Annotated in this window: 14 protein-coding genes; 5 read left to right on the plus strand and 9 right to left on the minus strand. The window is 43.8% G+C overall.

The genetic code is table 11. The features are described 5' to 3' along the window. Nucleotides 1–39 precede the first annotated feature (39 nt). Nucleotides 40–1005 carry an acetyl-CoA carboxylase carboxyltransferase subunit alpha gene (locus H6F44_RS12410; RefSeq protein WP_190351274.1) on the minus strand — a complete coding sequence of 322 codons (966 nt, stop codon included), beginning with the start codon at nucleotides 1003–1005 and terminating at the stop codon, nucleotides 40–42. Nucleotides 1006–1270: 265 nt separating this feature from the next. Further along, nucleotides 1271–1414 carry a hypothetical protein gene (locus tag H6F44_RS12415; RefSeq protein WP_190351275.1) on the minus strand — a complete coding sequence of 48 codons (144 nt, stop codon included), beginning with the start codon at nucleotides 1412–1414 and terminating at the stop codon, nucleotides 1271–1273. Nucleotides 1415–1576: 162 nt separating this feature from the next. Here H6F44_RS12415 and era point away from each other — a divergent pair, with 162 nt between their 5' ends. The 3 genes from era to H6F44_RS12430 all read left to right on the plus strand — a co-directional run bounded on the left by era (nucleotide 1577) and on the right by H6F44_RS12430 (nucleotide 4179). Then, nucleotides 1577–2485, plus strand: coding sequence for a GTPase Era (gene era, locus H6F44_RS12420; RefSeq protein WP_190351276.1), 909 nt, complete (start codon nucleotides 1577–1579; stop codon nucleotides 2483–2485). A 75-nt stretch (nucleotides 2486–2560) separates the two neighbouring features. Beyond that, nucleotides 2561–3655, plus strand: coding sequence for a redox-regulated ATPase YchF (ychF, locus tag H6F44_RS12425; RefSeq protein WP_190351277.1), 1095 nt, complete (start codon nucleotides 2561–2563; stop codon nucleotides 3653–3655). Nucleotides 3656–3705: 50 nt separating this feature from the next. Then, nucleotides 3706–4179 (plus strand): nitrate reductase associated protein, encoded by a 474-nt coding sequence (locus H6F44_RS12430; protein WP_190351278.1) that lies wholly within the window; start codon nucleotides 3706–3708, stop codon nucleotides 4177–4179. A gap of 11 nt (nucleotides 4180–4190) precedes the next feature. Here the strand turns inward: H6F44_RS12430 and H6F44_RS12435 are convergent, their stop codons facing one another. The 4 genes from H6F44_RS12435 to H6F44_RS12450 all read right to left on the minus strand — a co-directional run bounded on the left by H6F44_RS12435 (nucleotide 4191) and on the right by H6F44_RS12450 (nucleotide 10534). After that, nucleotides 4191–6137 carry a CHASE2 domain-containing protein gene (locus H6F44_RS12435; RefSeq protein WP_190351279.1) on the minus strand — a complete coding sequence of 649 codons (1947 nt, stop codon included), beginning with the start codon at nucleotides 6135–6137 and terminating at the stop codon, nucleotides 4191–4193. 366 nt (nucleotides 6138–6503) lie between these two features. Next, a complete protein-coding gene (locus H6F44_RS12440) occupies nucleotides 6504–7517 on the minus strand; it encodes a type I glyceraldehyde-3-phosphate dehydrogenase (RefSeq protein WP_190351280.1) in 1014 nt (337 codons plus the stop codon). Nucleotides 7518–7737: 220 nt separating this feature from the next. Further along, nucleotides 7738–9282, minus strand: a complete 1545-nt coding sequence (locus H6F44_RS12445) for a family 10 glycosylhydrolase (protein ID WP_190351281.1) — start codon at nucleotides 9280–9282, stop codon at nucleotides 7738–7740. 139 nt (nucleotides 9283–9421) lie between these two features. Beyond that, nucleotides 9422–10534 carry a universal stress protein gene (locus H6F44_RS12450; protein ID WP_190351282.1) on the minus strand — a complete coding sequence of 371 codons (1113 nt, stop codon included), beginning with the start codon at nucleotides 10532–10534 and terminating at the stop codon, nucleotides 9422–9424. Between the two features lie 5 nt (nucleotides 10535–10539). Between H6F44_RS12450 and H6F44_RS12455 the strand changes: the two genes are divergently transcribed. Together H6F44_RS12455 and H6F44_RS12460 are read left to right on the plus strand one after the other, a co-directional pair. After that, nucleotides 10540–10800 carry a hypothetical protein gene (locus H6F44_RS12455; protein ID WP_242016554.1) on the plus strand — a complete coding sequence of 87 codons (261 nt, stop codon included), beginning with the start codon at nucleotides 10540–10542 and terminating at the stop codon, nucleotides 10798–10800. 2 nt (nucleotides 10801–10802) lie between these two features. Continuing rightward, nucleotides 10803–11354: a hypothetical protein gene (locus H6F44_RS12460; protein WP_190351284.1), complete on the plus strand. Its 552-nt coding sequence runs from the start codon at nucleotides 10803–10805 to the stop codon at nucleotides 11352–11354. Nucleotides 11355–11380: 26 nt separating this feature from the next. Here the strand turns inward: H6F44_RS12460 and kdpC are convergent, their stop codons facing one another. From kdpC to H6F44_RS12475, 3 genes are all read right to left on the minus strand, one after another. Then, the gene (kdpC, locus tag H6F44_RS12465; RefSeq protein ID WP_190351285.1) at nucleotides 11381–11980 is read right to left on the minus strand and encodes a K(+)-transporting ATPase subunit C; all 600 of its coding nucleotides are present in this window, start codon (nucleotides 11978–11980) and stop codon (nucleotides 11381–11383) included. 139 nt (nucleotides 11981–12119) lie between these two features. Next, nucleotides 12120–12356 (minus strand): potassium-transporting ATPase subunit F, encoded by a 237-nt coding sequence (locus H6F44_RS12470; RefSeq protein WP_190351286.1) that lies wholly within the window; start codon nucleotides 12354–12356, stop codon nucleotides 12120–12122. 5 nt (nucleotides 12357–12361) lie between these two features. Beyond that, nucleotides 12362–13555, minus strand: coding sequence for a phospholipase D-like domain-containing protein (locus H6F44_RS12475; RefSeq protein WP_190351287.1), 1194 nt, complete (start codon nucleotides 13553–13555; stop codon nucleotides 12362–12364). Nucleotides 13556–13743 lie beyond the last annotated feature (188 nt).

Consider the following 13743-nt stretch of genomic DNA (forward strand, 5'->3'; position numbering starts at 1 on the left):
TGCTGCAAATAATAGAGGCGGCGCTTCGCGCCGCCTCTATTATGACTCTAGAAACACGCCCATTTTCCGAAACTTTTGATAACGTAATTCCTGCAAATCAGTTACGGATAATTTACTAAGGCGATCTAGGTTCGAGACGATCGCGGCTTTAAGGTTTTCGGCGGTTTTTAAGGGCTGACGATGAGCACCCCCTAAAGGCTCTTCGATGATGTAATCGACAATGCCTAAACGTTTCAGATCGGGAGCAGTGATTTTGAGGGCTTCAGCCGCTTTACCTGCTTTGGAGGCATCACGCCACAGGATCGCCGCGCAGGCTTCGGGGGTCGCCACCGTATAGACAGAATTCTCAAACATCATAATGTGATCCCCAATGCCGATGCCCAATGCTCCCCCAGAGCCACCTTCACCAATGACAGTGCAGATAATCGGAACGCGCAACCCAAACATTTGCCGCAGATTTGCCGCGATCGCCTCGCCCTGTCCCTGCTCCTCCGCCGACACCCCCGGATATGCCCCAGGGGTATCGATGAGGGTAATAATCGGCAAATTAAAGCGATCAGCATGATCCATCAACCGTGATGCTTTGCGATAGCCCCCAGGGGATGCCATGCCAAAATTACGGGTCATGTTGTCTTTAGTATCGCGCCCCTTTTGATGCCCCAAAATCACTACGGGGCGATCGCCAATACGAGCCAGTCCGCCCACTAACGCAGGATCATCATTACCTCGGCGATCGCCATGCAGTTCTAGCCATTCATCAGTAATCGCCTGTACATAGTCAAGGGTGCTAGGGCGACGCGGATGCCTAGCAATCTGCATCCTTTGCATTGCGCCTAGCCCTGAAAAAATCTCTCGCCGTAATAACTCGGCGCGTTGCTCTAGCATCGTAATCTGCTCGCCCATATCCACATCATTTTGATGTGCGAGTTCCCTAATCTGGGCAATGCGATTTTCTAGTTCAACAATCGGTTTTTCAAAGTCAAGCAGAATTTGGCGATCGGCCATGATGCAAATTTTGTATATTAAATACCATTTCCCATTTTAGGGTATTCAGTCACATTTACAAAAAATCAGGAGATAACGATTCCCCTAAACCTACAGTAATTACCGATCAAACGTACCACAGGAGAAAATTTAAAGTATTGCCAAGTAAAGCTCTTAAATTTTCTCCTTGGTTTGGGTTTAAGCACAAAGGGCTATAATTATTTGCTTTCCAGTCCCAGCATCGACACTAAAAGCGGGAAAGAGTATGCCATCTCTAGCGTTGGCATTATTTAGGTTTAGGCAGCCATGACCAATGGCGGTAGTTTTGATGCAAATGATCGGCGGGTTCTTCGTTGTCAAGAGGTGCTAGAAATCTTTGGCGATCGCGATCATTATTTTTGACTTGCTGATTAATTTTGTTGGTTTTCATATTTTTAGGATCACAATCCGAAACTTACTTCTGTATTATACACTACATTTTGACAATCTTGATTATTGGTAATTGCTGTAAAAACCCTTTTTAGGTTTGGTTTTTAATTCACAAAAGTGTTGTTATACTCATGAATTGGCATAAAGCATAAATTTTACCTCCATGATTCCAGAACCCAGTACAGATTTTAAATCAGGGTTTGTCGCCCTAGTTGGTCGCCCTAATGTCGGAAAGTCGACATTGCTCAACGCCCTGATTGGTCAAAAAATTGCGATTACCTCCCCCGTTGCCCAAACTACCCGCAATCGGCTACGTGGTATTTTGACTCTGCCCCATGCCCAAATTGTTCTAGTGGATACCCCAGGAATTCACAAGCCGCACCATTTACTAGGGCAGACAATTGTTAGAAATGCCATCGGCGCAATTTCCTCAGTGGATCTCACGATTTTGATGGTTGATGGAGGCGATCGCATGGGTTCAGGCGATCGCTTTGTGGCGGAAACGATCTTACAAAGCAAAGCACCTGCGATCTTGGGCGTAAATAAAATCGATAAATTGACTGATGGTGGTGCAGAAATTATCGCCAGTTATGAAAGCTTTGCTGCCGAGCATGGCTGGCAAGTTGTGCAGTTTTCGGCAACTACGGGCGCAGGTCTAGCTGAATTACAAACCATCATGTGCGATCGCCTCCCCCTTGGTCCCTACTACTACCCCCCCGACCTTGTAACCGATCAGCCCGAGCGCTTCATCATGGGTGAATTAATTCGCGAACAGGTTCTATTGTTGACAAGGGAAGAGGTTCCCCATTCTGTCGCGATTAGCATAGATCAAGTGGATGAACAGCCAAAGATTACCCGTGTGATGGCAACCCTTCATGTGGAGCGTGATTCGCAAAAGGGAATTCTCATTGGCAAAAAGGGACAAATGCTCAAGGAAATTGGCACAAAGGCAAGAGAACAGATGCAAAAGTTAATTATGGGCGCGGTGCATCTAGAAATTTTTGTCAAAGTCCAACCCAAATGGCGATCGTCCCGTTTTCAACTAGCCGACCTTGGCTATCGTCCTGAATAATCTCATCTGTTTGCAGTTTGCAGCTTTTATGACAGAATCAATAGGCACAACCTCAAACCAAATTTTCGTCTAGCCATGCTCAAAGCTGGGATTGTCGGACTCCCCAATGTGGGCAAGTCTACGTTATTTAATGCCCTCGTTGCCAATGCCAAAGCGGAGGCAGCCAACTTTCCCTTCTGCACGATCGAACCTAACGTTGGCTCAGTATCTGTCCCTGACGATCGCCTCACCACCCTTGCCGAAGTGGGCAAGTCGGCACAGACTGTACCCACCCGTGTCGAATTTGTGGATATTGCGGGGCTAGTCAGGGGCGCAAGCAAGGGCGAAGGTCTAGGCAATCAATTTTTGGGCAATATTCGCGTCTGCGATGCGATCGTCCATGTGGTGCGCTGTTTTGAGAATGACGACATCATCCATGTGGAAGCATCCATCGATCCTGCCCGCGACATTGAAATCATTACCCTAGAGCTTGCCCTGTCAGATTTGACACAGGTTGATCGCCGCATCGATCGCACCCGCAAGGCAGTCCGCAGCAATGATTCTGAAGCAAAGACTGAATTAGTTGCCCTTGAGAAGGTGCGAGAAGTCCTTGACGCAGGTAAACCTGCCCGTCTGGCGAACCTGACCGATGAGGAAAGACAGTCTCTTTCGGTTTTGCAACTATTAACCCTCAAGCCCACGATCTACGCCGCCAATGTTTCTGAAGATGATCTCGCCACAGGCAATGCCTATGTTGATCGGGTAAAAGCGATCGCTGCCAATGAGAATGCCGAAGTGACGATCGTCTCGGCGCAAGTGGAATCAGAATTGTTAGAACTGCCCGAAGAAGAAAGACTAGACTTTTTAGAATCTCTCGGTGTCAAAGAAGGCGGTTTAAAATCTTTAATTCGCGCCACCTATCATTTATTGGGCTTACGCACCTATTTTACGGTTGGGCCTAAGGAAGCAAGAGCTTGGACAATTCATGCGGGTATGAAAGCGCCCCAAGCCGCAGGCGTGATTCACTCTGATTTTGAAAAAGCATTTATTCGGGCGGAAACCGTCGCTTTTAAAGATCTGATTGAGTGCGGCTCTATGGTTGCGGCTAAGTCTAAGGGACTAGTGCGAAGTGAAGGCAAAGAGTATGTCGTGCAGGAAGGTGATGTCATTCTTTTCTTGACTAGCGCCTAATGATAGAGGCGCAAAGCGCCTCTATGAACAAGACTTGACCGATAAAAACCATGTGGCAATTTTTTGAATTTGAAGCTGATTTTGTGGAATCCTTGCGCTGTATCCCCATGCAGGTAAGGTACAAACTGGATACCTGCGGCGTTAAGCTGAAATTGCAACATTGGCTTAGTTTTGATGAGCTACATCGGCAAATGCTGATCGATTTACCCTGCGATCGCCCCTCTGAAATAGCTAATTATCGCGAAACCCTGCGATCGCTAGTATTTGCTCAATTCCAGATTTATCCCAATGATTTGGCGATCGCCTCTGTTCCTGAATGGTTCTCTGATCAAATTCCTGAGACAGTCATGGCGCATATTCAGGAACTATCTTTAGAAATACAACCACAGCCGATCAATCTGCACCAATGGCTACATCTTACTCCTCTGCAAAAATTTGCCCTCATCAAGCTCAGTACCTCCCACCACGAAAACAGTAACTTTTTACCCGCCCTACAGGAATTTGGATTTTTGGCTCAAGGGTGAGTTTACCGCGCTTACGCTTCAGCCGAACTGGCAGGGCTGAGTTGATTTATGCTTTTCTGAATATCGAGAACTCGATAAATACTGGTTTCTTGGGTTTTGCCCTTGAGGGCATAACGACAGACAAACTCAGTGGCAAAGTTATTTTCAAGACGGTTATGGGTTTCTTCGCTAATCAGAATATGGTGGGGACCACCATCGACTTCTTTATTAAAGCTTTCTAACCTTGCTGCAATATTTACCGTGTCGCCTAAGACCGAATATTCCAAGCGATCGGAGCTTCCCAAACTACCCGCGATCACAATTCCCGAATTGATGCCGATGCCTGTGGTTACGGGTGGTAAGCCTTGAGAGACCCAAACATCATTCATCTCTTTGAGTTTTTGGGCGATCGCCAGAGATGCCGCCACCGCCGATTGAGCATCGCGGGTACGCTCCGTTTCATTGCTATGGGGAATTGGTACACCAAATACCGCCATCACCGCATCACCAATATATTTATCAACCATGCCGCCATGCGCCAAGACTTCATCGGCGATCGTGCCAAGATAATTGTTGAGCCAATTGAGGGTTTCTCCAGGGGCTTGGGCTTCCGCCGCCGTACTAAAATTTCGCATATCCGTAAACAAGACGGTCACATAGACTTCCTGCCCTGTAATTCTGCCATCCTCCATAAATTGCTGTCGATTATTCCAAATAATATCCACTAATTCTTTGGAAACATGGCGCGAGAATAAGCCCATCAACAATTTGCGCTCTGCCTGCTGCACTGCCAGTTGATAAGCCATTACTAATACATTGGCGGTTACTAAGCCAAGTAACGATGGGAAGATCGGTAGCCATAGGGCTTGGGCAAAAGCATAGGTACAGCCATAGGTAATGCCGCCACTAAGTATGGCTAAGAGTCCCAAATTTTTAAATACGTTGGCAATGAAAATCGCGATCGCCCCGCCCACAACTACACAGCCCACTATCCATAGTTTTTCAGATTCCTTTGACCATACTTGTATAAATGGGCGATCTTCGAGGGTGGCACTGACTAACTGACTGACAATATTGGCATGAATCTCCACCCCATACATCACTTCATCATCGCTATTAACGGGGGTGGGGTAGCTGTCTTTGAGGCTTTCGGCGGTGACACCAATAATGGCGATGCGATCGCGAATTAAAGCGGGGTCAAAATTGCCATTAATAATATCCGTGGCGCGAATATGCTTAAACCCCCTTGGCGTACTGCGATAACGGATCATAATCTGATAGCCACTGGCATCTTCTTCATGGTATGCCCCATAATCTTCGGTGAGTCTAGGAATAATTTGTTTACCAGCTTTAAATTGAATTGCACTGGGATTAAACTCAATTTGTTGATTATGGATTCTCTGGAGATATAGATTGGCAATTTCAAAGGCAAAGGAGCCTGTATCTGCCACGATCGCTGTCCGCCTTGCGATCGCCCCTTTGTCAGTAATTAGGTTCACATAGCCATGGATACTAATCTTTGCCAAATCCGCCGCAGGTTCAATCCCTTTACGTCCCTCCACGATTGCAATAAACTTGGCATTAACAACATTGCCAGCGTCTTTCACCGCCTTGACCAGTTCGTCACGCCCTTCCAGTACAGGCAGATCCAAATATTTATCAACGCCAATCACCGCAGGCTTAGCCCGCGAAAGCTGGTTAATCATTTTCGCAAATAGGCGATCACTAAAGGGCCAGCGATAATTCTGAATATCATTTTCCGAAATCTCGATGATGACGATGCGCTGATCGGGCGGCTCATGGAGTTGCGATCGCATCATCATGTCATAGCTCCATAGCTCCACCTGTTTAAAAGCACCATTTTCGCGCATTGCCAACATCCCCAAGGACACCGATAGTGTAATTACGCCAGCAATTAACTGTTGTTGATTGCGTTTGCAAAAATCACCAATTGTTGAAAGTACGGCGGGGATTTTCATGACCATGACTAAGGCAAAAATTTGAAGATAAGGTGGCTTTCTACCCTGTGACGTTTAGGTGCAGAAAATAGCACTAGCGTTTTGGCTTAGAATCGCTCAGAGAAATTTCTGAAAGCGTGACTTCGCTTCACTTGCAAAAAGTCCCTTGTTTGATAGCTGTCACTACTCATATTTGATCTTGCAGATGTCCTAATGCAGGGGGCAATAGCTGCATTTCCTTATCTAATGTAACTGTATTGTTTTGTATCTATACATCAGCGAAATAGCTGTATTTGCCATAAAAAAAAGGGCAGTGCTTAGCACAACCCTTTTTGGAAGATTTTAAAAGCAAAAAATGGCAAGCTATTTTTTGCTTTTCTTTTATTATTATTTCCAATTCTTCGCTACGACTTCAGCAAGGTCTACTACCCTTTGGCTATAGCCCCACTCATTGTCATACCAAGCTACAACCTTAACCATGTTGCCACCCATAACCATAGTCAAGGATGAATCGACAATCGAAGAAGCGTCTGTGCCGCGATAGTCAATGGAGACTAAAGGCAATTCATTGTATTCCAAGATGCCTTTCATACTGCCTTCAGCCGCAGCACGGAAAGCTTCGTTGACTTCTTGGGCGATCGTTGCTTTTTCAACTTCTACAACAAAGTCCACGACTGAAACGTTAGGGGTAGGCACACGCAAGGCAATGCCATTGAGTTTACCTGCGAGTTGTGGCAATACCAGCGCTACAGCCTTAGCTGCACCTGTAGAAGTCGGGACAATGCTCAATGCCGCAGCCCTAGCGCGGCGCAAGTCACGGTGGCTAGCATCTAGCAAGCGTTGGTCGCCTGTGTAGCTGTGGGTGGTGGTCATCACACCTTTGACAATGCCAAAGTTTTCCAAAATCACCTTTGCCACAGGAGCCAAGCAATTGGTAGTGCAGCTAGCATTACTGATAATGTTATGAATGTCGTGGTTGTATTGATCTTCGTTTACGCCGACCACAAAAGTGCCATCTTCATTTTTACCAGGTGCAGTGATCAATACCTTCTTAGCACCCGAATTGATGTGACGGCTTGCTCCTGCCTTGTCAATGAATACACCCGTAGATTCAATGATCAAGTCAATGCCCCAGTCTTTCCAAGGCAAGTTGTCGGGGTTACGGTCAGACACTGTTTTGATCGTGCGACCATTGACGGTAATTGTGGTGTCATCGGCGCTTACTTCAGCATCAAACCTGCCAAGCATGGAGTCATACTTGAGCAAGTGAGCGTTGGTGCGAGGATCAGATGTATCGTTAAGTCCAACTACTTCTATGTTTGTTTCTTTGCGCCCAGCCCAGCATCTGAGAAAGTTACGTCCGATGCGTCCAAATCCATTAATCGCTACCCTGATAGTCACTGCTGTTATTGCCCTTTATATAAATTTAATTTTTACTTGGAATATGCTGCTTATGATACCGAAAAACCGTACCTAATTTGTTGACTGTTTTGGCAAAATTTTTTGGCAACTCATTCATGCACAATACCAAGGCACATCCAGTCATAAATAAACTAACAACCTAGCCATCTGTCCTGCCCACTACACGGGTGGAACAGATTCTGGCTTTAGGTTTTAATGCCTAGCTACTTAAATTGCAAAACTGACGCGATCGCGTGAATGCTAGTTGTTCATTTTGCCAACTAAAGGCGAAGTGACTAATGGAATTTATCGATGGGAAGGCGGTGCGGATTGCCTGCATTTGCACTTCCAAAGAGGGACGATTGGCAGAGGGTGAACCCCATTGCCCAACTAAAATTGGCGAGATCTTTGTCCTCGGCGATGCGGTCTGAAACACCCTGCGGACTTGGTTAACAATGCAGTCAGGTTTGCCACAGACAGCATAGGCCATTGGTTGCCATTCATAATTGCTACGGAAGACGTGCCAAGGCTGCATCCGTGAGTCAAAGCCATTGCCCACAGGCTGATTGCCATCAGAGAAAAAGGCGACCCCTGCGGTTATCCCTTGGCGCAATACGGGCTGAGCCATGATGTCCAAAAAATAGGTGACACCAATAAAAGCGTGACCGACAGCTAAGCGCCAGATTTGATTTTGCCAATAGGTGAGGGGCGCTTGGGAAGATGAGGATGGTAATCCTTGCCAGAGGGGTGTGGTTTCTTGGGGATAAAGTTTTTTGACGGTTAGCAAATCGTTATTGGTGATGAAACCCTGCTGGAGAAATCGCTCTAATAGGGCGCGTCCCTGTTGGTTTTGGGCGCGATCGCGTAGAGCTTGTAAAGAGGCTTGACCATAGATCCAGAGATAGCGCACATTGCTCACGATCGAAGCTGCACCTGCGCCACGTTTGTAACGAATATAGTCAAAAACCACGCCGTCAGGATTGCGCCTCAAGGTTTCATTGACCACTAAATACAGGTCAATTTGGGCTTGGCGATTGTACGGATCGATAAATAACTGCTCCGTATTGGGGACTTCACCTTGAGGATTTTTGCCAGTTTCTTCGATGATGGAAATGGTGCTGTCGCCGTTGCCATTGCGGGCGATCGCCTCCTGTCTTGCCGCCGACTGACGCGATATGCCCCGATAGTCAACCCCTTGGGCGTAACCCTTGCCAAAATTCATGGCAAATAGCCAAGCATGGACTTTTAAACCCCGCGATCGCCCCTTTTCGATCGCCAGTTTCAACAGGTCAGCATCTTTGTAGCGATCGCCTGTCACCAAAGAACTCCATGCAGTGGTATTGGCAGACTCAGGTAACAACACCTTACCATCAGACAATACTTCCACAAAAACTTGGTTATAGCCTTGATTGACAATCCGATCCATCAATGCCTCTAGCCTGCCATTTTGCAAATCGCAAGGATAGAGCCGCAGCCAAACCCCTTGGGTCTGTAGCCAAGATTGGCGACGACAGGCTTCTAGCTGTTGTTTATGCTGCGTGACGAGATCCAGATATTGCTTGACAGCATTGAGTTTGGCGCTATAGCTGGCATTGTCATCAAAAGCAGCTAGACGTAACTGCTCCTTGCGATCGGCATCCGCCTGCTCAAATCGGCAATATTCGCCCACCTGTGATAGGGCAGACTTGCCATGACCTTGCCAGAGCATTATCCCTAACAGGATTGCCCAAGGCTGACAATAAAAGGACTTTTTACGAGAAATCATAGACTAATGATCGAACCACAAGGGAAAATTTGAAAACTTAGGACTTACGCAAAATCATTTTATTGTAGGGGCGATTCATGAATTGCCCCTACTGTAAAGTGCGATTTTCAAGCCTTTTTGGGTAAGTCCTATCAAAGTTTTAAATGCGCTCTGAATCTTTAGTGTTACTGGTCGCAATAATGTGAATATCAACATTTTTGAGCAACCGTAAAATCCTTTGAGTGAGCGAACCTTTAAATAGAATTTGCCATCTTGACTTTTGGCTTTCGCCCATGACAATTTGCGTAATTCGATAGCCTTTAGCCGTATCGATAATCGCTTTTAAAGCGTTACTATCGCGCACCCTAATAAAGTTACCACCAAATTCTTTGCATAATCGCTCACAGGTCTCAATATGCAAACTTTCGGCTTTGGTCAAAAAGCGATCAGGATCATCGACAAACAAAACATAAAGTTGCGCGTGCATATAGTTGGCAAGCCTTGCGCCCCTGCGTAATAGCTGAAGCGAGTTAGGATAAGTAGAAACGCATACTAAAATCCTTTCATGAATATTACAAACAAGGTTAGTAGAAGAACCTGAACAATCCTGAGCTTGTAGATCGTCTTCGATATTGTCAGCAATTTCCCGCAAGGCTAGTTCTCTAAGTGCAATTAAATGGCGGCGCTGAAAGAAGTTATTTAGGGATTGATCGATTTTTTCAGGAGCATAGATTTTGCCTTCCTGTAAGCGTTCTTGAAGAGTTTCAGGCGTAACATCAACCACCACCACTTCATCAGCATTTTCGAGAACGCGATCGGGAATCCGTTCACGCACGATCACACCCGTAATCTTTGCCACCGTATCATTGAGGCTCTCAATATGCTGAATATTAACAGTGGAATAGACATCAATGCCAGCCTCAAGGAGAATTTCCACATCTTGATAGCGCTTCTCACGGACTGCATTCGGTATATTTGTATGCGCTAATTCATCCACTAGAGCTAGTTGCGGCTGCCGCTTGAGAATTGCATCCGTATCCATTTCCGTGAGTGTTACCGATTCCCAACTAATCTTTTGACGGGGAATTAGCTCTAAACCTTGGGCTTTTTCCGCAGTCTCAGCCCGATTGTGGGTTTCTAGCAAACCAATGACTACATCAATGCCTTCTGCTTTTAAGCGATGTCCTTCCTCTAGCATTCGATAGGTTTTGCCCACGCCTGGACTCATACCGATGAATATCTTATGTTTGCCGCGCCGATGGGTTTTAATCATGATGTTTGCCTTTCCTTTTTTTATATGCTCTATGCTATACTTTCTATGATTCTTGGGTTGATGTATTAATGGGCAGAAAGAAGGATCTTGAGCAGGTTGATGCGATCGCTAAAAACTACAATATGTCAGTACAACAGAGAAAAGATTTCGGAAAGTTTCTTGAGATTGAGAAAAAGCTTGGTTATGGTGGGACATTAAATTATAGAGGAGATTTTACTTGGGATGAACTTAGTCAGAAAGCTAAAGATTTTTTGGAGAATATCTAGTTATGTCAACTCAAACTTCTATCTTCGACTCGCAAACGGAGTTAAAGCAAATTTTTCAAATAATTACTAAAAAAATTGTTGGTGAAACTTGTCATCAAATTGACTTTAGTTATGGTGACGAATTGCAGTTAGATTTTGGTGAGATGAGAGCATATTCTCATCCCAAATTGGCACATTTGACTAAAGGAAGTTGGCAGTTGAGTACAAGAGCAACAGGATGGCTCTTAAAGCACAACAATAAAGTTCTCATATCCGATATTGACAACTACAATAGAGTAGAACAAGAAATGTTTCCATTTGCTTGGAATTTCATCGAATCAAAAACTCAAGTTTTAGAAACAGCAAAGCAACTAGAACAGAAGAAATTAAATGATCTTGTTATTGATGATATCTCAATGGGTTTAACTTTGTTTTTTGAAGACAATTATCAATTTATTGTAAAGCCAGATTCACAGGATGATTCTGGTTTAGCATATTGGGAATTGATTATGCCAAATGAACAAGTTTTGATCGTTGGTCCCAAATTATTTTGGGAATATAAATCAATTCATTAATGCATCCAAGAATATATCCAAGTAAATCAATTTTGGGATAAAGAATCCAAAGCTAAATTTAATTTCAATACATTTACACCATCTTCGCCAAAGATACCGAGAAAACGGCGATCGCTATTTTGATCAATTAGCTTTTCGAGTTGACTAGGTTCAACTTTGCGGACTTGAGCGATTCTGGCAACTTGCGCTTTTGCGGATTCAGGTGTGATATGGGGATCGAGACTAGAACCAGAGGTATAGACCAAATCAGCAGTTGTTGAGATTCCTGATTGTTGGAATTTCGATATATCTGCTTTAATTCGCTTCAGCAAATCAGGATTACTAGGAGCTAAATTGCTTGCCCCCGAAACACCTGTTTTAAGAATACCCGCATCATCTTTATTCGGATCAGCAGTGCTGTAGCTAGTAGTACTAGGGCGACTATGGAAATAGCGATCGCTGGTAAAAGGCTGTCCGATTAGAGCCGAACCAATTACTTGCCCTTGAGCATTGCGGATGAGGCTGCCATTGGCTTGATAGGAGAGGAATGGTAATTGGGCGATCGCTAATATTCCCAAAGGATAAATCACAGCAACGAGTACCCAAAGGGTGAGGGTGATACGAAGGGCTTTGATAATTTCGTTCATAGATTTGGGGATTGGTAATTGGGGATTGGCTTTTAGCTATTGGCTTTTAGCTTTTAGCTTTTAGCTTTTAGCTTTTTCAGATTTACTAGCTAACCGCTAATGGCTAACCGCTAACCGCTAATCGCTAACAGCCAAAAAACTAAAACTTCTCTGGTTGGAACATGACGATGAATAGATAAATAGAAAATGCAAAGGTGACGATTCCTAACAGCCCTAAAGCGTAGGCTTGGAATTTGGTGAAGCTTGCAGCATTAGCGGCATAGAGTGCGGGAGCTATGATGAGGTTGAAAAGCATCAAGCTAAATAATTTGACTGATACTGAGTGCTTGGACTTCGATAGAGTGGAAAAATGTAAATTTTTAAGTGATTGCATCATAATATCTATTTGTTTGGTGGATAAATTAGATCTAGGGATTCAGAATTTGCTGAAAACAAAAACTCTGCTAACTCTGGTCTATGCCATCGCATATAAGAGCTTGATTGCCAATGATGAAATGCTTGTTTAGCTGTAAGAATCGCGGTATGCCATTTCTCTAATAGTTTTTCAGGTATTGATATACTTGAATTCCAAGGAAAGCATACAAGCCTCACGTCTTTTCCATTCGACCAGCGCCCATCAAACTTGTGTTCTTTGAAAGCAAAATCTATTGATTCAAGGGCAATATCATTTTTCCAAGCATATTGTCCTTTTAAATCAGTATATTCAGAGAAATCAATACATATAGTTATCTCTAAAACTGACTTCTGGGGAATGTATTTGAATGTTAATACTTTCCATTGACCTAGATTTAGAACTAATCGACTATTACTTCTAAATGTTACAGATAGCCCTCTTTCTAGAAATAGATCATCATTTACAATACGTCTAAGCATATTAATTAGCTCTAATGCTTTCAACAGATCTGCTTTTCTAGGAAAGACAGTTTGCAAGATCTGGACAACTTCTGTATTAATTTTTAAAGCTGATTTAGGATTTTGCTTAGGTTCTTTCTTCTTGCCGTACTTAGATTTAGAAACCTTGATTGACTTGGCAAGATACGTTTTAGAGACTGCCTGATTTTCATTAGCTTCAACTCTTTTCAAAATTAATGCTGACTGATAAGCAGATCTTAGTTGATCTAAATTAATTGAATCTCTACCATTAGTTAAACTCTCAACCCATTTGAATACCTCTAAAGTAAATTGTGCATCGTGTACGAAAATACTAGCTTCATGGTTTTGTCCAAGTCCAGAATTTGTGAAATTAGCTGAACCAATAAGAATCTTTGTTCCTCTCACAAATATTTTGGCGTGAAGAGACGGAATATCAAATAGAGTTACCTGATTATTTTCAATTAGCTGAACAAATGATTCAAACTCATTTTCACTCCTAATGTTGTTTCTGATTTCTTCTAAGTCTGTCACCAAATGCAAAACACAATGTATTTCGCTACATATATTTTGAATTACTGATAATGAGAAGTAAGGAGTAACCATTACAGGATAACCTTCTTCATTAACAATTTGCTCAATCGCTTGGTCGAAAGGATTGGCTGTATCAAAATTTAAGCTGTGAGCAACGAATTGTAATTGCATAAGGTGTGTTACCTAGACCAGATTCATTAAGCTTACTTTAACAATACTTCGGACATAAAAAAAGGGGAACAAAAAAGCTATTCATCGGATAAGGTGCAAGTAATGAATCAAAGCACCAAATGAATAGCATTAATGACATATTACCGAAAGTAGCAACCAAGGCACAACAGAAATTTCTGTCAATCCTG

Origin of the sequence: Pseudanabaena cinerea FACHB-1277 (assembly GCF_014696345.1) — a bacterium.
Taxonomy (GTDB): Bacteria; Cyanobacteriota; Cyanobacteriia; order Pseudanabaenales; family Pseudanabaenaceae; genus Pseudanabaena; species Pseudanabaena cinerea.

Bases quoted from the DNA above. Each gene is read 5' to 3' on its own strand.
- H6F44_RS12410 (WP_190351274.1), bottom strand. From the start codon at position 1,005: ATGGCCGATCGCCAAATTCTGCTTGACTTTGAAAAACCGATTGTTGAA.
- H6F44_RS12415 (WP_190351275.1), bottom strand. From the start codon at position 1,414: ATGAAAACCAACAAAATTAATCAGCAAGTCAAAAATAATGATCGCGAT.
- era (WP_190351276.1), top strand. From the start codon at position 1,577: ATGATTCCAGAACCCAGTACAGATTTTAAATCAGGGTTTGTCGCCCTA.
- ychF (WP_190351277.1), top strand. From the start codon at position 2,561: ATGCTCAAAGCTGGGATTGTCGGACTCCCCAATGTGGGCAAGTCTACG.
- H6F44_RS12430 (WP_190351278.1), top strand. From the start codon at position 3,706: ATGTGGCAATTTTTTGAATTTGAAGCTGATTTTGTGGAATCCTTGCGC.
- H6F44_RS12435 (WP_190351279.1), bottom strand. From the start codon at position 6,137: ATGAAAATCCCCGCCGTACTTTCAACAATTGGTGATTTTTGCAAACGC.
- H6F44_RS12445 (WP_190351281.1), bottom strand. From the start codon at position 9,282: ATGATTTCTCGTAAAAAGTCCTTTTATTGTCAGCCTTGGGCAATCCTG.
- H6F44_RS12450 (WP_190351282.1), bottom strand. From the start codon at position 10,534: ATGATTAAAACCCATCGGCGCGGCAAACATAAGATATTCATCGGTATG.
- H6F44_RS12460 (WP_190351284.1), top strand. From the start codon at position 10,803: ATGTCAACTCAAACTTCTATCTTCGACTCGCAAACGGAGTTAAAGCAA.
- kdpC (WP_190351285.1), bottom strand. From the start codon at position 11,980: ATGAACGAAATTATCAAAGCCCTTCGTATCACCCTCACCCTTTGGGTA.
- H6F44_RS12470 (WP_190351286.1), bottom strand. From the start codon at position 12,356: ATGATGCAATCACTTAAAAATTTACATTTTTCCACTCTATCGAAGTCC.
- H6F44_RS12475 (WP_190351287.1), bottom strand. From the start codon at position 13,555: ATGCAATTACAATTCGTTGCTCACAGCTTAAATTTTGATACAGCCAAT.